This window comes from Sporosarcina sp. QA0331 (genome assembly GCF_055808055.1).
The window spans coordinates 926,764-946,636 of sequence record NZ_CM147850.1 but is presented as its reverse complement, the minus strand read 5'-3'; the positions used below and the strand labels follow the sequence as shown (position 1 = coordinate 946,636).

At 46.3% G+C, this 19,873-nt stretch carries 19 protein-coding genes; 2 read left to right on the top strand and 17 right to left on the bottom strand.

Features of this window, described 5'->3' with window-relative positions:
• Positions 1–52: 52 nt before the first annotated feature.
• From ilvN to AC0L13_RS04450, 16 genes are all read right to left on the bottom strand, one after another.
• Positions 53–568 (bottom strand): acetolactate synthase small subunit, encoded by a 516-nt coding sequence (ilvN, locus tag AC0L13_RS04525; protein WP_473644410.1) that lies wholly within the window; start codon positions 566–568, stop codon positions 53–55.
• A complete protein-coding gene (gene ilvB, locus AC0L13_RS04520) occupies positions 565–2,325 on the bottom strand; it encodes an acetolactate synthase large subunit (RefSeq protein WP_473644408.1) in 1,761 nt (586 codons plus the stop codon). The genes ilvN and ilvB overlap by 4 nt, the downstream gene beginning before the upstream one ends.
• 339 nt (positions 2,326–2,664) lie before the next feature.
• The gene (ilvD, locus tag AC0L13_RS04515; protein WP_473644406.1) at positions 2,665–4,332 is read right to left on the bottom strand and encodes a dihydroxy-acid dehydratase; all 1,668 of its coding nucleotides are present in this window, start codon (positions 4,330–4,332) and stop codon (positions 2,665–2,667) included.
• A 342-nt stretch (positions 4,333–4,674) separates the two neighbouring features.
• On the bottom strand, positions 4,675–5,217 hold the full coding sequence (locus tag AC0L13_RS04510; RefSeq protein ID WP_473644404.1) for a DL-endopeptidase inhibitor IseA family protein: 543 nt from the start codon (positions 5,215–5,217) through the stop codon (positions 4,675–4,677).
• 72 nt (positions 5,218–5,289) lie between these two features.
• Positions 5,290–6,261 carry a bile acid:sodium symporter family protein gene (locus AC0L13_RS04505; protein WP_473644402.1) on the bottom strand — a complete coding sequence of 324 codons (972 nt, stop codon included), beginning with the start codon at positions 6,259–6,261 and terminating at the stop codon, positions 5,290–5,292.
• A 66-nt stretch (positions 6,262–6,327) separates the two neighbouring features.
• Positions 6,328–6,633 (bottom strand): Zn-ribbon domain-containing OB-fold protein, encoded by a 306-nt coding sequence (locus AC0L13_RS04500; RefSeq protein WP_473644400.1) that lies wholly within the window; start codon positions 6,631–6,633, stop codon positions 6,328–6,330.
• A 4-nt stretch (positions 6,634–6,637) separates the two neighbouring features.
• A complete protein-coding gene (locus AC0L13_RS04495) occupies positions 6,638–7,771 on the bottom strand; it encodes a thiolase C-terminal domain-containing protein (RefSeq protein ID WP_473644398.1) in 1,134 nt (377 codons plus the stop codon).
• On the bottom strand, positions 7,768–9,249 hold the full coding sequence (locus tag AC0L13_RS04490; RefSeq protein ID WP_473644396.1) for a class I adenylate-forming enzyme family protein: 1,482 nt from the start codon (positions 9,247–9,249) through the stop codon (positions 7,768–7,770). Before AC0L13_RS04490 ends, AC0L13_RS04495 begins: the two co-directional genes overlap by 4 nt.
• Positions 9,250–9,254: 5 nt before the next feature.
• Positions 9,255–9,728, bottom strand: a complete 474-nt coding sequence (locus AC0L13_RS04485) for a PPC domain-containing DNA-binding protein (RefSeq protein ID WP_473644394.1) — start codon at positions 9,726–9,728, stop codon at positions 9,255–9,257.
• Entirely contained in the window at positions 9,721–10,479 is a 759-nt protein-coding gene (locus tag AC0L13_RS04480) for an SDR family NAD(P)-dependent oxidoreductase (protein WP_473644392.1), read from the bottom strand. The genes AC0L13_RS04485 and AC0L13_RS04480 overlap by 8 nt, the downstream gene beginning before the upstream one ends.
• A 12-nt stretch (positions 10,480–10,491) precedes the next feature.
• The gene (locus AC0L13_RS04475; protein ID WP_473644390.1) at positions 10,492–11,814 is read right to left on the bottom strand and encodes a TRAP transporter large permease; all 1,323 of its coding nucleotides are present in this window, start codon (positions 11,812–11,814) and stop codon (positions 10,492–10,494) included.
• On the bottom strand, positions 11,811–12,296 hold the full coding sequence (locus AC0L13_RS04470; protein WP_473644388.1) for a TRAP transporter small permease: 486 nt from the start codon (positions 12,294–12,296) through the stop codon (positions 11,811–11,813). The genes AC0L13_RS04475 and AC0L13_RS04470 overlap by 4 nt, the downstream gene beginning before the upstream one ends.
• A 20-nt stretch (positions 12,297–12,316) precedes the next feature.
• Positions 12,317–13,336, bottom strand: a complete 1,020-nt coding sequence (locus AC0L13_RS04465) for a DctP family TRAP transporter solute-binding subunit (RefSeq protein WP_473644386.1) — start codon at positions 13,334–13,336, stop codon at positions 12,317–12,319.
• A gap of 1 nt (position 13,337) precedes the next feature.
• Positions 13,338–14,666, bottom strand: a complete 1,329-nt coding sequence (locus AC0L13_RS04460) for a (Fe-S)-binding protein (RefSeq protein ID WP_473644384.1) — start codon at positions 14,664–14,666, stop codon at positions 13,338–13,340.
• On the bottom strand, positions 14,659–16,071 hold the full coding sequence (locus AC0L13_RS04455; RefSeq protein WP_473644381.1) for an FAD-linked oxidase C-terminal domain-containing protein: 1,413 nt from the start codon (positions 16,069–16,071) through the stop codon (positions 14,659–14,661). Before AC0L13_RS04455 ends, AC0L13_RS04460 begins: the two co-directional genes overlap by 8 nt.
• Before the next feature lie 190 nt (positions 16,072–16,261).
• Positions 16,262–17,365, bottom strand: a complete 1,104-nt coding sequence (locus tag AC0L13_RS04450) for a CdaR family transcriptional regulator (RefSeq protein WP_473644379.1) — start codon at positions 17,363–17,365, stop codon at positions 16,262–16,264.
• Between the two features lie 321 nt (positions 17,366–17,686).
• Here AC0L13_RS04450 and sda point away from each other — a divergent pair, with 321 nt between their 5' ends.
• Positions 17,687–17,863: a sporulation histidine kinase inhibitor Sda gene (sda, locus tag AC0L13_RS04445; protein WP_473644377.1), complete on the top strand. Its 177-nt coding sequence runs from the start codon at positions 17,687–17,689 to the stop codon at positions 17,861–17,863.
• Positions 17,864–17,885: 22 nt separating this feature from the next.
• Here sda and AC0L13_RS04440 read toward each other — a convergent pair whose 3' ends face one another.
• Positions 17,886–19,274, bottom strand: a complete 1,389-nt coding sequence (locus AC0L13_RS04440; RefSeq protein ID WP_473644375.1) for a S41 family peptidase — start codon at positions 19,272–19,274, stop codon at positions 17,886–17,888.
• Positions 19,275–19,681: 407 nt separating this feature from the next.
• On the opposite strand from AC0L13_RS04440, the gene AC0L13_RS04435 reads away from it, so the two are divergent.
• Positions 19,682–19,822 carry a hypothetical protein gene (locus tag AC0L13_RS04435; RefSeq protein ID WP_473644373.1) on the top strand — a complete coding sequence of 47 codons (141 nt, stop codon included), beginning with the start codon at positions 19,682–19,684 and terminating at the stop codon, positions 19,820–19,822.
• The last annotated feature ends 51 nt before the right edge of the window (positions 19,823–19,873 follow it).

Below are 19,873 nucleotides of genomic sequence, written 5' to 3'. Positions count from 1 at the left end.
GCAACGCTACGCTTTCGCTACAATCAACTAGAATTACAAAATTTAACAAAGCTTATTTTAAAATGGATAACTGTGGTGAGTTGACCTTTTGGATTTCACGGGTGAATGCCGTTGCTCCGGTCCTTGCTAATTCTTTGATGCCATACGGCTTGACGAGATCGATGAATGCTTCGATCTTTTCCGGGGCACCCGTCACTTGGTAAGTGACGACGTTTTTCCCGGAGTCGATGACAGTTGCGCGAAACGGTTCGACGATGCTGTTGATTTCACTGCGTGCATGCGGTGGTGAGACGACTTTCACGAGTGCGAGTTCCCGCATGACAATTGCTTTATCAGTAATGTCATTCACTTTGATGACATCGATCTGCTTTTGCAGCTGCTTGACGAGCTGTTCGATTTTCTGTTCATCTTCTACGTGGACGATGAATGTCATTTTCGACATGCCCGGCTGTTCAGTATGACCGACGGTTATGCTTTCGATATTGAATTGCCGTTTCATAAGCAATCCCGTCACCCGGTTCAATACTCCGCTTTGATTAATGACTGTAACCGTAATGACTCTTTTCATTCGTTCTTCACCCCGATCATATCTTGTAGTCCTTTTCCTGGCGCCACCATCGGATAGACGTTTTCCAACATTTTCACCCGGCAATCGATAAGCACCGGTTCATCCGATAGGAGGGCTTCCCGGAAAATCTGTTCTGCGTCCTCTTTTTTCGTAATGCGGTATCCTTTCAAGTCATACGCTTCCGCTAGCTTGACGAAATCAGGCTGTATTGGAATCAATGACTGTGAGTAGCGTTCATCGTAGAATGTCTCCTGCCATTGGCGCACCATTCCGAGCGCTCCGTTGTTCAAGATCACGACTTTTACCGGGATTCTCATTTCCTGTAAGAGAGATAGTTCTTGAGCTGTCATTTGGAATCCGCCATCGCCGACGATAGCAATAACTCTTTCATTCGGCTTCGCGATTTGCGCACCGATCGCTGCCGGGAATCCGAAGCCCATCGTTCCGAGGCCGCCAGACGTAACCCAATGATCGGGATTGTTCAATGAATAATATTGAGCCGCCCACATTTGATGCTGTCCGACATCCGTTGTGACGATTGCATTGCCCTTCGTAATGCGATGGATCATTTGGATTGCTTCTTGCGGCAAGACTTCATGCTCGTCGGTGTTGTACCATAACGGCGCCTCTTCTTGTAACCCTTTCAAGTATGAAAGCCAATCTGCAGTGTCCGGTGCATCGAATTCTTGGTTGAGCAATGCTTTCAATGCTTCTTTTGAATCCGCGACGATCGGAATGTCAGTCGGTACATTCTTTCCGATTTCCGCAGGGTCGATGTCGATATGGATCACTTTTGCATGCGGTGCGAATGAATCCAGATTGCCTGTCAATCGGTCGTCGAATCGAGCTCCGACATTGATCAACACGTCGCATTCGCTAATTGCCATGTTTGCCGTGTACGTTCCATGCATGCCTGCCATGCCAAGGAAGTATTCATGATCTCCTGCAATGCTGCCAAGTCCGAGCAATGTGTTCGTAACTGGAATCCGTTTCGTCTCGACTAATGTTTTTAGTTCTTCCATCGCCTGGCCGTGCAACACGCCCGCACCGGCTAGGATAAGCGGTTTCCGTGCAAAGCGGATCGCTTCTACCGCCTTTTGTATTTGCAAGTAATTCGGAGTAGTTGTCGGTTGGTATCCCGGTAGATTCACCTCGGCATTGCGTTCCTCCTCCGTGACGAAAATTTCTGTAGCCACGTTTTTCGGAATGTCGACAACAACTGGGCCGCGTCTGCCCGTTGAAGCGATATGGAATGCCTCTTTGATGATTCGCGGGAGATCCGCAACGTCCTGCACTTGGTAGTTATGCTTTGTGATTGGCTGCGTAATGCCGATGACATCTGCCTCTTGGAATGCATCCGTCCCGATGACGGTGCTAGCCACCTGTCCAGTGAAAACGACGAGCGGCAATGAATCCATCATCGCATCCGTAATTCCTGTCACCAGATTTGTCGCGCCAGGTCCCGATGTCGCAATGACGACGCCCGGTTTGCCGGATACTCGCGCATAGCCTTCCGCTGCATGGATGGCTCCCTGTTCATGACGGGCAAGCACATGTGGAATCGGATCCTTGTATAATGCATCGTAAATTGGTAGGACAGCACCTCCGGGATAACCGAAAATAACTTCGACACCTTGGTCTTTCAACCCTTGAATCAAGACAGCAGATCCATCCATCGGTTGAATATTCCGTCTTTCACCTGTAGGCTCAGGCGCCATTTCCATTACTGCCTGCTTCGTTTGAACTTCCGCACTCATATACGGACCCCTCCTTACTATTCTATTTGATCATTTTATTTAAAAAGAAAAAGCCTTTTCTCCCCACACAAAGAAACCTTGTTCTTCGTATAAGGGATGAAAAAGCTTTTCATGGTACCACCCTTGTTCGCGGCATCCGCCGCCTCGTGAACGGACGTTACAAAACGTCCATTCGCTGATAACGAGCCTGTTTTCCACAAGCCCGGGATTGCCTACTAAGTTTCCTTTTCAGCACTCCACTCCGGGGTGATATCGCGGATAGTTGCATTGCCGGCTTCCAGCACGACCGGCTCTCTGTGAATGCAAGGATCTATCCCCTTTTGCCCCATCATCGATTTATTATATCTTCATGACGCCGCCTGTACTTGCGGACGTAACGAGTTTTGAATATCTGGCTAAATAGCCTTTTTTAATTTTCGGTTCAAATGGCTGCAACTTCGCTCTACGCTCCGCCAGCACTTCGTCTGTAACTTTCAGCTCGATTGTCCGGTTCGTCAAATCGATGTCAATGATATCTCCATCTTCGACTAACGCGATTGGACCACCTTCAGCTGCTTCCGGGGAAATGTGGCCGATGGAAATTCCTCGGGATGCCCCGGAGAAACGACCGTCTGTAATGAGCGCCACTTTTGTTCCTAAGCCTCTTCCTTGAATTGCCGATGTTGGAGCGAGCATTTCCGGCATTCCCGGTCCACCTTTCGGACCTTCGTAGCGGATGACGACGACATACCCTTCACGGACAGTACCGTTGTCGATGTTCTCCTGCGCAGCCTCTTGGGAATCAAAGACGATCGCTTCACCAGTGAATTGTTTGATGGATGGATCGACTGCTCCGACTTTGATGACTCCGCCGTCTGGAGCGATATTTCCGAATAGGACGGATAAGCCGCCTACCGGACTGTACGGATTATCTTTCGTCCGGATTACTTGATCGTTTGTAATATGATAGTCCTGGACGTCTTCCCTCATCGTTTTCCCAGTAATGGTGATTCGATCTGGATGGATGGCTCCAGGAATTTTTGTAAGCTCATTGATGATGGCACTGACTCCGCCTGCTTTAAAAATATCATCCATTGATATATCAGATGCCGGCATGATTTTCGCTAAATACGGAACCCGTTCGGCAACTTTGTTAATATCTTGGACGCTATATTCGATTTCCGCTTCGTGTGCAATCGCCAATGTATGTAAAACTGTATTGGTCGATCCACCCATCGCCATATCGAGCGCGAAAGCATCATCGATCGCTTCTTTCGTGACGATATCTCGTGGTTTGACTCCCTCTTTCACCATGCGGACCAAGTGCTTCGCCGCATCTTTGATGAGTTTATGACGCTCATCGGAAGTGGCGACGATTGTTCCATTGCCCGGAAGCGCCAATCCTAGCATTTCCATGAGGCAGTTCATAGAGTTCGCAGTAAACATTCCCGAACATGAGCCGCAAGTCGGACATGCATTGTTTTCAATGTCGAGAAGCTCTTCTGCTGTCATCTTGCCGGATTTGTATGCGCCGACTCCTTCGAATACAGATGTGAGGGAGAGAGGAGCACCCGATGAAGAGACGCCGGCTTCCATCGGCCCACCGGAGACGAATACAGAAGGGACATTCGTCCGGACTGCCGCCATTAGCATGCCTGGAGTGATCTTGTCACAGTTTGGAATGTAGAACACTCCATCGAACCAGTGTGCATTAATGACAGTTTCGGCAGAGTCTGCAATCAGTTCGCGGCTCGGCAGCGAGTAACGCATTCCGATATGCCCCATCGCGATTCCATCATCTACACCAATCGTGTTGAATTCGAATGGAACTCCGCCTGCTTCCCAAATTGCCTCTTTAACAATTTCAGCAAATTTATTCAAATGTTTATGGCCTGGAATAATATCAATATATGAATTACAGACGCCTATGAAAGGTTTCTCCAAATCTTTCGTTTTGACGCCGGTCGCATATAGCAGACTTCTATGAGGCGCCCGGTCGATCCCTTTTTTAATCATGTCACTTCTCATTGCAATCTCTCCTAATCAAATCATCCAAGACCTTATGAACTGAATGAATTATGTGAAATGAATCACATATCTAAATAGATTGTTGCTATCATATATCGTATTTTAGCTCCCGTCAACCGTCTTTTTATAATTATTGTTCAATTATGAATTATGATTAATTTTGTATCCGCTTACATTAGCGATATATTGCATATTGTAGGAAATATGACAATTTGAAAATATTTTTTAATTTTGTTGTTGACTAGAATGGTTGATGAGTAAAATTTGGAGTAGTGGGAGAAGATCGTTTGGTGGGATAAAGATTTTTATCAAGATTTTTGATGGAATAAAAGAGCACTTCTGCTATTCATTGAATTTATCGATTCGCCAGCCGGATTTTTTTACATAGACGTAGCTGACGATGATCGTTTCGGCTGTTCGGGTATCGCCGATCGGTATAGTAAGTTCGAATGTCATCTTTCTTTTCTTCGACTTAAGCTCCCTTGCCGTTGCAATATCCCATAGCAGCAATGAGTCGGGTGGAGCATCGGTTTCTGGAGACGCCAACTTCCCTTCATGTTTCAAAATGCCGTTTTCTTTCAAGAACCGCTTCGCTTTTTTCTTCGTCACGAATTGCTGCAGCTCCGCCCTCAATTTCTTTTTGGAATCCAAGTAGGCAGCCAAATAACGATATTCCGAACCTTTGTAGGCAAATGTCTTATATTCGCCTTCTTTGTATAATCCACCGGCCTGGATGATCGCTTCCGCTCCTGTCCATGCAGTTGCCAGTTCGACAGCGTCCTTTGGCGTAAGGGCGGATTGACCGACTGCTGATTTTCCTCCGCAAGACGCCATTATGAGCAATAGTAAAATGACAGCCACTACGTTCATTATCCTTTTTTTCAACATGCAACCCCCTGATAGCTAATACTTTAACGTATGAACTATCAAGGGGCTGCATACGCCGTCGTGCTGAATTCATTTACTCATAACTACAGATTCAGTCTTCGGCAATTTAAATTTATTATCAAATAGACTTGCAACGAGCGCTCCAACAGTCAGATTGACGACCATATTGGCAACAGCCGGCACGGCGGCGAGTGAGCTGACGTGCTCCATTGCGAGTGTCGCCGCAAGCGCGGTATTGCATATGCCCGTATGGAACAGGATAGCGCGCGCATTCTGCTCAGCGACCTTCAACAGCTTCGCAATGAAATAGCCGCCTGCCATCGGAATGCACACTTGAAGCACGACTGCTACGAACACTAATGGCAACACTGATAAATTTTGCTGCAATGATTGCTGTGCACTCGAGATGACCGACAAAATAACGATAAATAAAGCGAGCTGGGAGAGGACTGATGTATAAGGCTTAATGACTTCTACCTTTTTCGTCCACTTCCATTGAATGAACAATCCTGCCAATAATGGAATGAACACAATGTAAATGATATTGAGAAACAATGGCCAAAATGCGACCGGTATTAACTTACCAGCAAACACTTGAACGAGAGTCGGTGTCAGGACCGGCGAGATGAATGTATCCATCGTTGCCATCGTGATGCTCAATGCCACTTCGCCACCTGCGATGAATGTGTAAATGTTGGCGGACGTACCACTTGGAACTGTCCCCGCCAAAATGACGCCTGTCGCAATTTCTGCTTCATCTTTAAAGAATAAATACGCAATCACAATCGAGACACCGACTGTCATCGTCCACTTGAGGAAGACGCCGATAAAGGCAAATTTCGGATTTTTGATGACCGTCATCAGTTTATCCGTCGACAAAGAAAGTCCCATCAGAAGAAAGATCGTTCCGAGCCCAACGCCTGTCAACCCACGGATCGGAATAAAGAAATCAGGGACCAAGTATGCGATTACAGATAGAAGGACAATCCATACCGGCAAATATTTCGATACGATTCCTGTCGCCACTTGCAAAGCTTTCAACGGATTCTCTCCTTTATAAAAAGACATGTGCCTAAAATCGACCAAGCCGATTTCAAGCACAAGCCATCATATTTTCGTATATAAATAAGCGCCATCCTCGACCTTTTCAAAGTCGACATTGTCACCGATCTGCACGGGGCTATCCATTCTGGCAGTCACTTTCACATCCGCCTCGTCGAGCTGAATGAGAGCGATCGTGTAAGGAGCGATGCCAGCAAATTCCGCCGGAGCGATATGAATATCCGTAAAGCTGAAAACCGTTCCTTTCGGAGATACTTCTTTCTCTTCAAGCTTGCCAGTTCTGCATTCGGGGCATGTGTATTTCGACGAAACACTTCCGTAATTGCATGAATTGCATTTGTATATCTTCATATCATCACACCCTCTCCAAAATGTGCACAGTTGAATACGAACCAGTTCCGCCCAAGTTTTGCGCCAATGCAAGCCTCGCACCATCCACTTGGTTCGGAGCCGTCCCTCGAAGCTGCCTCACAAGGTGATAAATTTGGGCGATTCCCGTTGCCCCAATCGGATGGCCGCGCGAAAGCAATCCACCGCTCGTATTGACCGGTTTGTCCCCCGTCGATTTCGTCCGTCCCTCTTCAACCGCCTTCCATCCTTCGCGGCTTTTGAAGAAGCCCAATTCCTCGATTGCGAGCACTTCCGTCATTGAGAAGCAATCATGGATTTCGACGACATCGATATCTTCCGGCCCTACACCCGCTTTTTCATAAGCAAGGCGTCCCGATTCCCGGATAGCTGGAATGGATAATAGATCTTGCGCATCCTGCATTTGCGTCGGTCCCGAGCTTTGGGCGGATGAACGGATATGCACACCCGATTGCTTCTTTGAGATGACGAGCGCCGCTGCCCCGTCCGTCATCGGCGAGCAGTCGAACAGGCCTAATGGATTCGTAATGATCCGTGCATTCATGATTTCGTCAAGCGTCGCCGGCTTTTGGAATTGCGCAAGCGGATTATTGAGCGCATGCTCGCGATTCTTCAACGCGACCATCGCCAAATGTTTTTTTGTGGCTCCAGTTTCGTAGAAATATCGGTTTGCCAAGACGCCAAAAAATCCTGGGAACGTCAATCCCGCCTGCTTTTCATTTGAATCATTGTCCATCGCTGCATTGATCGCCTGCGTAACGTCAGATGTTGACGCATGCTTCATCTTTTCCACACCTGCTACTAGGACCGTTTCATATTCTCCGCTCAAAATCCCCATGATACCTTGCCGCAAAGCAATCCCGCCTGAAGCGCAAGCTCCTTCGACTTTCGCTGTCGGAATGAAACCTAGACCGAGCTCATTAGCGACGATTGCACCGAGGATCTCTTGATTATAAATAGCGCCGCCCATGAAATTCCCGACGAATACAGCGTCGACTTTCGGGTTGCCTGCATCCTCCAATGCTTGGATGCAAGCTTCCATAAGCATTTCTTTCATTGACCGGTCGACGAATGTCCCAAATTGCGTCATTCCGATTCCGTGGACATATACATTTGTCATGCCTTGACCTCCTCATGCTTGTTCCGGAGTTCCCGTTTCAGGATTTTTCCGTATGAGCTTTTAGGCAATTCATTCACGATGTGGATTTCCTTAGGCTTTTTGAAGCTTGCCATGTTTTCGATGCATAAAGCGACGAGTTCCTCTTCTGTCACTTCCTCAGTTCCATTCAAAACGACATAAGCGACGACATTCTCGCCCCATTTTTCATCCGGAATGCCTATGACACAAGTCTCCTTCACGCCGGCATGTAAATTGAGCACTTCTTCCACTTCACGCGGATAAATATTTACGCCTCCTGAAATGATGACGTCCTTTTTCCGATCGACAATATGGAGATACCCTTCCGCACTTTTCCAGCCTAAGTCTCCTGTATGGAGCCAGCCGTCCTTCAACGTTTCTTCGGTCGCCTTCTTATTATTCCAATAGCCTTGCATGACGAGGGATCCTTTGCAGATAATCTCGCCCACTTCTCCGTCTGCGACTTCATTCCCTTCGTCATCGACGATTTTCACGTCGACGAAAAGACCTGTACGGCCGCATGACTCAAGTCTTTTCCCCATTTCATTCTTCGGCATCATCGTAATGCACATCGGTGCTTCGACTTGCCCGTATGTTTGGGCGAAAATAGGTCCAGCGAGCGATAATGCCTGTTCGAGCTTACTTGCTGCAATCGCCGAGCCTGCCATATTGATCGTTTTCAACGTCGATAGCTTTGCCGGATCGAAATTCGGATGCTGAATCATTAAGTTTACCATTGTCGGCACGAGGAAAATCGTCGATACTCGTTCTCGCGCCAAGTCATTGACAAACTCTTCGGGCTCGAATTTATCGAACACGACTTGCGTCAAGCCATACAGCCAAGCGACATGCGACAAAAAGTTGCTGCCGTGCGTCAATGGAGCAACATGGCCAATAATGTCGTCATAATTCGTATCGCAAGCGACTGCTAGCGATAAAGCGCCGGATATCATATTGCGGTGTGACAGCATGACGCCTTTCGGATTGCCTGTCGTTCCCGATGTATACATAATCGCAAACAGATCGTCTTCTCCGACTTCTTCCAAATGACGTTTTCCGATATGCGCATTGACCGCTTTTTCATATTCGTCCCCGATTGTCAAGACAGCGACATCCGTCCCGATCGGTTCAATTAATCCTTTATCCCCGATAATGAGACTTACATCAGCATCCTTCAGCATATATTCATGCTCCTTCGGATGTAGACGATAATTCAATGGGACTTTGATGACTCCCGCGAGTGCTGTCGCAACGTCAAGCTCGATATGCTCGATACGATTGGCCATTAGTATTCCGACCCGGTCTCCTTTTTGCAACCCCAGCTCATGGACATATGATGTCAGGGCAAAAACCCGTTCCATCATTTCCCGGTATGTAAATGACCGATCTTTATCTTTCATTGCCACCTTATCCGGATAGGCGGCGGCTGACTTCATTGCCAACTTCCCCAATGTTTCCATGCCCCTCACTCCTTCTCCCTAAATTGAAAAACAGGAATGCCGTAAATCTCATCCAATCCCCGTTGCATACGGATGTCATTCAAAGGTAAGAGTACGAACTCAATCGTGACAGCGACCGGATTTTTTCCGTCAATAAAATGCCCGCCATTCAAACTCTTATTGCAATCGACGAACATGCCGTGAAAATGGACTTCCAATTCCCCTTCCATATCAAGGCCTACAAACCCGGTTCCCGATAACAATTCAACCGGTGTACCGGTTACGACCTCCGATGAGTATTGCAAACTTCCATCTTCATTTTGATCCAATTGGACATATGTGGCGTGCTGGAGAGATCCGAGGCATTGAAATTGAGCCGCTTCCACCCCGAACTCCTTGCAAGCACCTATAATACCTTCAAATAAATCGATTCCTTTCATTAAGCGCCCGGCAATCCGATTAGATGTCTTATCATGTACGGCTTGAATTCGCTTATCCAAAGCTATAGCCCCCATCCACCTTCAAAACTTGTCCGGTCGTATAGCCGGATTCCGGCAATGCGAAGTATAGGACCGCTTCCGCGATATCAGCGGGTGTTCCCATCCGCTTGATCACTTGCTGACTGACATCATAAGGAACCCCTGAAGTGATGCCCGTCTCAGTTGCCCCCGGTGCCACGGAATTGCACGTAATATTGAGAGGGCCCAGCTCTTTTGCAGCCCATTTCGTCAAGGCAATAACTGCCCCTTTCGATGCAGCATAAGCTGGTCCTGAACGTCCATTCGCCCCTTCCCCCGAAGTGACGCCGCCGTTGATCCCGGAAACAGAACTGATATTGATGATTCTTCCATATTGCTGTTCAACCATATGCGGATATACGACCGCCTGGATGAACAGAAATGTGGCTTTGACATTCGTGTCCATGTCACGGTCCCAAATATCGAGTGTCATCGTGTCGATGCCAAGTCTCCCGCAAGTTCCCGCATTGTTCACTAAAATATGAAGTTCTCCGAATGAATCCGAAGCACGCGCGACAGCCGCTTTAACGAATTCCGGGTCACGGATATCTCCTAGACATTCCAAAACTTTCGAATCTGGGTTTTCCGATTGGATGGAATTGATCGTTTTGCTACAAGGATTCAAATCGATCAGGATGATATTAGCGCCTTCTCTTGCAAGACGGATGGCAGATTCGGCACCTATGCCGCTCGCCGCTCCCGTAATGATTGCTGTCTGCCCCTTAAGTTTCATGCCAAACTCCCCCTATTTGACGTTTAACAGATCTGGTAAAAATGTCGATATTTGCGGTATAAACGTTATGAGCATTAGAATGATGAGCGAAGCGACGATAAAAGGAAGAACCCCTATCGACAACCTTCCGATCGATGTATCCGATATGCCTGCCGCGACGAACAAATTCAACCCTACTGGCGGTGTGAATAAACCGATCGCCAAGTTGACAGTCATGAATACGCCGAATACGGTTGGATCAACGTTCAAAAGGAGCATAATCGGTAATAAAATCGGAACGAAAATGTAGTAGGCTGAAATTGCATCGATAAACATCCCCGCAATCAACAGCAAGACGTTGACGAGCAACAAAATGATGATCGGATTTTCCGAAATGCTAAGCATCGCATCGGATATTTGTCTCGCAATCTGCTCCGTTGTAATGATATACGCGTAAACTGACGCCGCACTGACGATGAACATAACTGTCGCAGTCTGAACGGAGGCCGCTACTAAAATGTCATAAAGCTTTTTCAAGTTCAGTTCGCGATAAATGACGAAGCCGACAAACAGGCCGTAAAACACTGCAACAACCGCAGCTTCTGTCGGTGTGAAGTAGCCGCCGTAAATTCCACCTAAAATGATGACAGGAATCAATAATCCCCAAAGCGCATCGACAAACGCTTTTACTCGCTCTTTGCCTGTAGCTTTCTTATTTTGGACAATCCCTTGAATAGGACCTTCTTTACGCTCTTGTTTCCATCTGACATACATTGCGGCAAGGATGAAAGCGCCGCCAAGCAATAACCCCGGGACGATACCAGCGATAAATAGGCGTCCGATCGATACCGGGATCTGATCACCTGCAACGACCGCGAATACGATAAATGCGATACTTGGAGGAATAATGATGCCGATTGCGCCCGAGCTTGCAATTAAGCCGCCCGCAGTTTCCTTTTTATAACCGTTCTTCACCATGGCTGGAATTAGGATTCCTCCGATTGCGGCGACTGTCGCCGGACCTGATCCTGAAATCGCTGCAAAGAAGATTGCGGTCATAACAGTAACGAAGACAATACCGCTTTTTCGATGTCCTACTAATGCTTGCGCAAAATCTATCAACCTTTTTGAAATGCCCGCCTGCTCCATAATGACCCCCGCTAAAATGAAAAACGGGATAGCAAGTAACGTAAACTTGGACACGCTTGAATACATAATATCTGCGACCAATTCAAGGCCGAACATCCCACTGCCTGTAAACAGCACAGCAATGGACGAAATAGCAAGCGCAACAGCAATCGGCAGCCGCAGCATTACGAGCAAGAAAAAGAGACCAAATAAAATTAATGCCATCATACCGATTGCTCCCCTCTCCCATTTTGCTCGCGATATTCTTTGATTGTCGCTTGCACTGTCCTGAATAGGCACAAAGCCGCTCCAATCGGCATTGCCATTGAGAACACCCATTGCGGCCATCCAAGTGCCGGTGTTTTCTGTCCCATTTCAACTTGGAACATAAGCATTTGGATTCCAAAGTAAATTAGAATGACAAATAAAAGCGACATCAACACGCCAACTAGAATCGTAATGATATTTTTAACAACGATATTCGCCAGATCATAAATGAGCGTAAAGCCAAGGTGTGCGTATTGACGCACACCTATGGCTGTTCCGACGAAAGTGAGTGCTACAAACAAGTTCACTGTAACTTCCTCAGCAAAGGAGAACGAGTGGCCTAGAAGACCCCTCGAAACGATATTGACAAAGGCGATGGTGGACATAATGGACAAAACGATTACAACAATCCACTCTTCTAATCTGCTAATCACTCTTTCCATTTATGTTCTCCCCCACTTAATTAATAATCTTGGAACGCCTTCAGCAAATCTTCGCCCCAGATATCTGTATATTTTTCGTAAAGCGGCTGAACTGCTGCCTTAAATTCTTCCATTTCAGCTTCTGTAGGCTGATAGAATTGCATGCCAGCTGCTTTTAATTCTTCAATTTGCTTCGCTTCTTTTTCACGTGCAAGCTCGACTTGGTACGCCGCGGCTTCTTTCCCTAGCTTTTTGAACAGTTCTTGGTCTTCCTTGCTCATTGAGTCGAAAAGCTTTTTATTAATACCAAACACTAATGGATCGTAGGAATAGTTCCACTCCGTCAAATAATCTTGTACTTCATTCAACTTGGAAGAATGGATGACGTCAATCGGATTTTCTTGTCCATTGATTGTTCCTTGCTGCAATGACGTAAATACTTCAGAGAATGCCATTGTCGTTGGGTCTGCACCTAATGCACGATACAAATCGGTGTACATGTTAATGCCCGGGATCCGGATTTTCAGACCTTTCATATCTGCAGGCGATTTGATTTCCTGCTTGCTGTTCGTCACTTGGCGGAAGCCGTTTTCTCCGAAACCAAGCAATTCAACGCCTTTTTCATTCAAGATGTCACCAATCATTTCTCCGCCTTTTCCAGCAAACACTTTATCCGCTTGCGCATGTTCGCTGAACAGGAATGGCGCACTTGCTACCCCGAATCGATCATCCAGAATGGAATAAATGATTGTGGAGTGGACGCTTAGATCTGTCTGCCCTTTCGCGAGCAACTCGACGCCTTTCCCTTGGTCACCGCCTGATAGTTGCTCATTCGGGAACACATCGATATTGATCCTGCCGTCCGTCTCGTCCCTCAAGTCATTGGCGAGCTTCTCTGCGGCTTGGTACCATGTAGAAGAGTCGTTTACTGTTACAGACATTTTCAAATTATATTTTTTATCACTTGCTGCGCTGCCCGTATCATCTTTTGAACAAGCACCGAGCATGAGCATTGCCGTTAGACCGATTGCCCCTAAAATTCTACCTTTTTTCAACTTCATTTCATTTCCCTCCATTGGGTCTCATTATTTTTTCATGAATAAAATCGACAACATGCATGGCGCGAGCAGTTCCAGACAAACCTTCCCTTTCGACGCCGACTTTCATTTGCAGCAAACATCCTGGATTCGTCGTAATGATTGTCGTTGCTTGAACCCGTTTCACCTCTTCCATTTTCGAACCGAGAATTCGTGAAGCCATTTCTGGTTGAAGTAAATTATATACACCGGCGGAACCGCAGCATAAATGCGCGCCGGGCATTTCCACAAATAAACTGCCTTTAGCTGCTTTCAGCATTTCCCTCGGCTCGTCCTTCACCCCATTCACATTCCGCAAATGACATGAATCTTGATAAGTGACGATTTCAGTCGCTTCCACCGTTGGCTGCTTCAAAAGTTCATCGATAATGCCAAGCTTTACGAGCAGCGAGGAAATATCAATCTGTTTTTCTACGAATTGCTGTGCCGACGCGAGCAGCGCCGGTTCATTTTCAAACAGCCTGTCATACTCGGATAAAAACGCACCACACCCTCCAGCATTGTTGACGATGTAGTCAATACCGTTAAGATCGAACGCTTCAAGATTCGCTTTTGCGTTTCGCCTTGCCCGTTCCATTTCGCCGCTATGTCCTTGCAAGGCGCCGCAGCATTGTTGACCTTTCGGAATGATGACTTCGCATCCAAGCCGTTCCAACAAGTCAATCGTATTCCGATTTGTCTCTTGAAACATCGTATCCATGAGGCAACCGGAGAAAAAGGCGACCGTCGTTTTCTTTTCGGTTGATAGAGCTTGTACTCGTCGCTTTTTCGGCGGATCAGGCAGCGACTTTTCCATATCTTTCATGAACGGCGGAAAGAGCTCCATGAAACCGACCTTCCGCACGACTTTCTGCAAGCCCGATTTTTGATAGAACGTCACCAGTTTTACTGCAGTTTTCATCTTTCGCTGGTCTGCGAAAAGATGGTCGAATGCTCCTTTACGGATTGCTTTTTCTTTTAATGATTGCGATTTGACGGATACAATTGCCTCGCGTGTTTCCTCGATAAGTGTTCCGTATTGGACACCCGCGGGACATGCAGGTTCGCACGCCCGGCAGCCGAGGCAAAGATCGAATGCCTCTTCTATGGAACCATCCCATTCGACTTTCCCGTCTCGCACCGCTTTCATAAGGGCAATCCTTCCGCGTGGCGACTGAGTTTCATCATAGTCGGAATGGATATATGTCGGGCATGCCGGCAAACAGAAGCCGCAGCGCATACAGTCCATCAACCTGTTTTCATCAACATGTGTAACGAATGATTGCCTGATCAGCTCCGCCTGTGCGTTACTCATGCTGCACCACTACCCTTTTCTTCGATGACTTGGCGAATATTTTCCCCGGGTTCATAATATTGAGAGGATCGATTGCCTGCTTTATGCTTTTCATCGTGTCAATTCCTGACTTGCCGATTTTCCATTCCAAATATGGCGCTTTCATTTCCCCTACTCCGTGTTCTCCTGTAATCGTTCCGCCAAGTTTAATAGCGTGGTCGAAGATTTCCGCGAACGCCATTTCCACCCTAGCCATTTCTGCATCATCCCTCACATCCGTCAAAATCGTCGGATGCAAATTGCCATCTCCCGCGTGTCCAAATGTGCAGATAAGCAGATCGTATTTCACAGCGATTTCTTGTACTGCCTTCACCATCTTCGCAATTTCAGAACGAGGTACGGTCGCATCTTCAAGAATTGTAGTCGGCCGCTTCCTCGCGAGCGCGGATAAAGCGACCCTTCGAGCAATGCTCAACTGCGCGGCCTCCTCCATCGTTTGCGCCATTTGGGTCGACGTCGCGCCGTGCTCCATGCACAATTTATGGACGAGTTCCATATCTCTTTCGACGATTGCCGGATCCCCATCCTGTTCAATAAGAAGCATTGCTTCGCAATTCGTCGGCAAGCCGATTTTCATGAACTCCTCAACCGCTTCAATTGTTCCTTGGTCCATAAACTCAAGCGTCGCCGGCACAATTTTTGCCGCTATAATCGATGACACCGTCTGTGCAGCCTCTTCAAGTGTGTCGTAAAACACTAATAACGTCTTTTTCGTTTCTGGCTCAGGTATAAGACTTAATGTAATCTCCACAATAATTCCAAGTGTCCCTTCCGAACCGACAAAGAGGCTCGTCAAATCGTAGCCAGCCACGTCTTTCGCAAGTTTGCCGCCCGTCGTAAGCAATTCACCGCTTGGCAGTACGATCTTCAATGCCTTCACGTAATCCCTTGTAACGCCATATTTTAATCCTCGCAAGCCACCGGAGTTTTCGCTAACATTCCCTCCGATTGTCGAAATGCTCATCGAACTCGGATCGGGAGGATAAAACAACCCTTTTTCCGCAACCTTTTCATTTATTGCCTGCGTGATGACACCTGGCTGGACCGTCAACGTCAAATTCTCTTCATCCAGTTCCAAAATCCGATTCATCCGGTGGAATAAAATAACGACCCCCCCTGAAGTCGGTGTCGTCCCCGCTGCAAGATTTGTTCCAGACCCACGAGAGACAATCGGCACGCCGTATTCGCTGCAAACTTTCACAATCTCTTGGATTTCCTCAATGGAAGCAGGAGAAAGGACTAAGTCGGGCAATGCTTGGAAGTTAGCCGTCGCATCATAGGAATACGCCAATTTCTGCGCTGTCGTCGTCCTTGCATGAGCACTGCCAGTAATGGCAATCAATTGCTCCTTCACTTGCACATCCATGAAGCAGCCTCCTTCAAATTTTTAATTCTTTTTTTAATTTTAATAGTGCAACGATTAGGAAGATATAGGTGCATGCACAACCTTTCATTCATAATTCGACATTTTTTTGTTCGGACAAACAAAAAATACATACTGGGTAGAATATTTAGCTATATAAAAAAGATCCCTTTGAATTTGTAAAAGGGATCTTTTACTTCCTTTCATCCAGCAATCTTATTCCTAGATAGAGGAGGAGAACGTCGTGGACATTCGAAACGGAAAGTCCGGTGAGTTGCTCGACCTTTTGCAAGCGATATGAAAGTGTGTTTTTATGGATATGCAATTTTTGAGCGGTATTTTGCATCGATTGGTTTTCATTGAACCAAACTTGGAGATTATGAAGGAGCTCCCTATCTTCGAGCAGCGGGGCAACAGTGCGCTGAATGAATTCCTCGCGGGTCGATTCATCGATACTTTGTAGGATCAATTCAAAACGGAGCTCGTGTTCAAAAAGAATTCGATTCAATTTTTTCGAAGCATTCGCCGCCCTTTCCGCTTGGATGAACGATGTCGATAGATTAAAGCAATCAGTTTTTCCACCGATTCCTGCCGCAGCGATTATCTTTTTTCTCCTCTTAATAGATAAAAGGAAATATTCAAGTTCGCTTTTAAGCATGTCCTGATTCATATCCGGCAACAGTATAAGAATCTTATTTTGTCCCCATCTGATCATTTGCAGATCGGGATGGATGTTTTGATTGGACATGAAACTATCCACTTCGTCTATTGTAAACTGGTCTTCCGTGTTCATTACCTCAATGACGACGACCTGCATATAGATGTCAACATCGATGCCGAGTACAGCTCCCCTTTCACGAAACCGGATATCTTTCTTTGATGAGGTGAGCCAGTCAAACACGAAAAACTCCAAGTCGCGCACTTTTTCCTCTTTCTGCTTTCGCTTCATGGCGTCTTGGATGAACAGCTCCGCAACCCGCAAGATGAGCTGCGCCTGCGGATGGATATGCTTTGGATCCCCCGTTATACCGAGTACGGCAATCGGATTCCCTTCAATGACAATCGGCAGGACAACGCCTTTTCGCACACCTTGTAACTGGTTGAGTTCCTTATCCGTCATATGAAGAATCTTTTTTTCCCGCAAACTTAATAAGGCGCCTTCATGGAATTGGTTCATCCTTTCCGGATCGGTGCTCGCTTGGATGAAACCGCGGCGATCCGTCAGTATCACTTGTTCCTGTATCAAGTGGGAGAGCTCTTCTACAATTTCCTGGCCAAGCGTGTCGAATTGAAACACTTTCCCACTCCCTTTTTAGTTTTTATATAATATTATGTGAATTCCGTCAGAACATCAATAGGATTTCACATAAATATGTACTTTCAGAAAAATCTTTCGACAATTTTCGCGCTTTTCAATATCTGTGGATAACCTTGTCCACGTTATCCACCTTACTCTGCTTGACTTATGCAATTTACAAACAAGTTAACCACAACTTATCCACGGTCAACTGTGGATATCGGAACGGTTGTTCTTACAATTGAAATTTGATAAGGTAAAAACAGCCAAACTTCAAGATATGCAACCGGAAACGATATGATGACAAGGAGGAGAGCCAAATTGTACAGTATACCGGATGATTTTCTTTTGGACTCGTATAAAAAAGCGATTGCACTCAATCTTTGCCCGCAGTTCATTATCCTTCTGGAAAAAGAGATCAAGCGTCGTTCCATCCATTCCTCTAAGCGAGATACAGAGTCTCCCTATAATGAAAATGAGAGCCCATCCATTCATTAACGGACAAGCTCTCACTCTCTTTTTATTTAACTGTCACATCCAAATAGATCCCTTTCTTCATCCCAATTCCAAGCTTATCCCTCCAAGCCGGATGAATAATCAGCATATATTTTTTGCCGGAAAGCAATGGTACTTCAGGAATCACTTCAATCGTCTTACCATCCTTCTCTTCAATACGGACACTGCTCTCTTTTCCACCGATTTCAATTAACTGGACCGATCGGTTTCCGAGTTGCCGCCAATCCATTTCCTTCGTCATCGTCACCGTGAATCTTTTCGTCGTCTTTACATTTTCCAATGAAGGGAATTTCGTATAGCCGTTCAATGTAGCTAGCAGCTGGTCATAATGTGCAGTGGTCAATTCTTCATTTTCAGGCGTCTTGACGTGTGGCGCGACGCCGGCTTTATCCACTGCAATGCCGTGCGGTGAATAAAAACGGGCGGTTGTCATTTTCAACACACTGCCATCGTTGAATTCGAACATCGATTGCATTGTCCCTTTTCCGTAAGTGTTTTCTCCATACAGTGTAGCGGCCTTCTGCTCTTTCAAGTTGACCGCAAGCATTTCAGATGCACTTGCACTATATTCATTGACAAGCAATGATACAGGCCCTTCGATTTTCTGTTTTTGATTCACGGACGGATAAATTGTGGGCTTCTTGTTTTTCTCACGCAATTGAAAAGCTTGCTCCACTCCCGGGAAGAACCCCGCAATTTCCTGTGCAGCGGTAATATAGCCTCCGCCGTTATTTCGGATGTCAACGATGAATCCGTCAGCGCCGGCAAGGGATCGAATGGCTTTTTCCATTTCACTGCTCGATTCGGTGGCAAAACTGTTTAGTCGGATGTAGCCGATATTGCCACCAAGCATTTCTGATTCAATCGTCGGCAAATGGATTTCAGCCCGACGAATCGTCATTTTCATAGGCTTCTCCGATTTTTCTTTTTCAATTGTAAGGGTGACATCCGTGTTTTCTTTTCCGCTGATCAAAGGCACTGCCGCTTGTACCGACTTCCCTTTCAGCGATTTTCCATCTACATGGGTAATGACGTCGCCCGGAACAATACCTGCCTTAAAAGCGGGGCCGTCCGTAATGACCGAAATCACCTTTATGCCGTTTTCGCTTTCCTCCAGCACGACACCGATCCCGACGATACGTTGCTCGATTCCGTTAATGAATGCTTCATATTCCTGCTTGGACATGTAATCGGAATGCGGATCCAGACCATTTGTAATCTCTTTTCCAGTGCTTCTCGATAATACCGTTTCAGGAACATCATCAATATAATAGTTTTTAATAAGCTGCCGAATCTCGTTAATCGGTTCTGCTGCAGCAACTTGCGTGAGCGGCAGCATGACAAAAAGAATGGCAAACAGCATGATGAAGCGTTGCATTTGTATTCTTAACAAGTTATGTTCCCCGTTTCTGAATAGAGTTCCTACTATTATACTGTTTTTAATTAGATTCAGTAAGTGATCATACAAAGAAAATTTTCCATCTAACATCCTACTGCTTCCGTCCGATATACTAAGTAGATTTACTTAATCAAATTCGTGGAGGTGTCGCCGTGTACCGTCGAAATCATTAAACAAGGTATTAAAAGAGGAGAAAATTTTTGAGAACTGGCAGTGGCGGAATCATACATATAAGAGCACAAGCAGTTATACGTATTCGACAAAGATGCCGATCTACTTTATGTATCCCCATCCGTGAAAATTACAGCGAGCGATGTTTTCATGGAGACGGATATCCGCGAAGCTTGCGGAGAAATTGCAAAAGTTATCGTCCGATTTGAATCGACGATAGGGTATGGATTATGAATTGGTACATCGAGGACAGAACAATTATCGATTTATCCGTGGAATTAATGAAATGGAAGATATTCAATTTTATAGAGAAAGACAGTTCCTTGCATATGGCCGTGATGGAAAACGGATCGGTGCAGCACGGACTGTGAATATTGTACCTAGTTGATTGTGCATGAAACCTTTGTGGACAAGACAACTTG

What these genes read in the sequence shown, in the direction of transcription:
- ilvN (WP_473644410.1), bottom strand. Translation starts at nt 568, where the DNA reads ATGAAAAGAGTCATTACGGTTACAGTCATTAATCAAAGCGGAGTATTG.
- ilvB (WP_473644408.1), bottom strand. Translation starts at nt 2,325, where the DNA reads ATGAGTGCGGAAGTTCAAACGAAGCAGGCAGTAATGGAAATGGCGCCT.
- ilvD (WP_473644406.1), bottom strand. Translation starts at nt 4,332, where the DNA reads ATGAGAAGTGACATGATTAAAAAAGGGATCGACCGGGCGCCTCATAGA.
- AC0L13_RS04500 (WP_473644400.1), bottom strand. Translation starts at nt 6,633, where the DNA reads ATGAAGATATACAAATGCAATTCATGCAATTACGGAAGTGTTTCGTCG.
- AC0L13_RS04495 (WP_473644398.1), bottom strand. Translation starts at nt 7,771, where the DNA reads ATGACAAATGTATATGTCCACGGAATCGGAATGACGCAATTTGGGACA.
- AC0L13_RS04490 (WP_473644396.1), bottom strand. Translation starts at nt 9,249, where the DNA reads ATGGAAACATTGGGGAAGTTGGCAATGAAGTCAGCCGCCGCCTATCCG.
- AC0L13_RS04480 (WP_473644392.1), bottom strand. Translation starts at nt 10,479, where the DNA reads ATGAAACTTAAGGGGCAGACAGCAATCATTACGGGAGCGGCGAGCGGC.
- AC0L13_RS04475 (WP_473644390.1), bottom strand. Translation starts at nt 11,814, where the DNA reads ATGATGGCATTAATTTTATTTGGTCTCTTTTTCTTGCTCGTAATGCTG.
- AC0L13_RS04470 (WP_473644388.1), bottom strand. Translation starts at nt 12,296, where the DNA reads ATGGAAAGAGTGATTAGCAGATTAGAAGAGTGGATTGTTGTAATCGTT.
- AC0L13_RS04465 (WP_473644386.1), bottom strand. Translation starts at nt 13,336, where the DNA reads ATGAAGTTGAAAAAAGGTAGAATTTTAGGGGCAATCGGTCTAACGGCA.
- AC0L13_RS04460 (WP_473644384.1), bottom strand. Translation starts at nt 14,666, where the DNA reads ATGAGTAACGCACAGGCGGAGCTGATCAGGCAATCATTCGTTACACAT.
- AC0L13_RS04455 (WP_473644381.1), bottom strand. Translation starts at nt 16,071, where the DNA reads ATGGATGTGCAAGTGAAGGAGCAATTGATTGCCATTACTGGCAGTGCT.
- AC0L13_RS04435 (WP_473644373.1), top strand. Translation starts at nt 19,682, where the DNA reads ATGAATTGGTACATCGAGGACAGAACAATTATCGATTTATCCGTGGAA.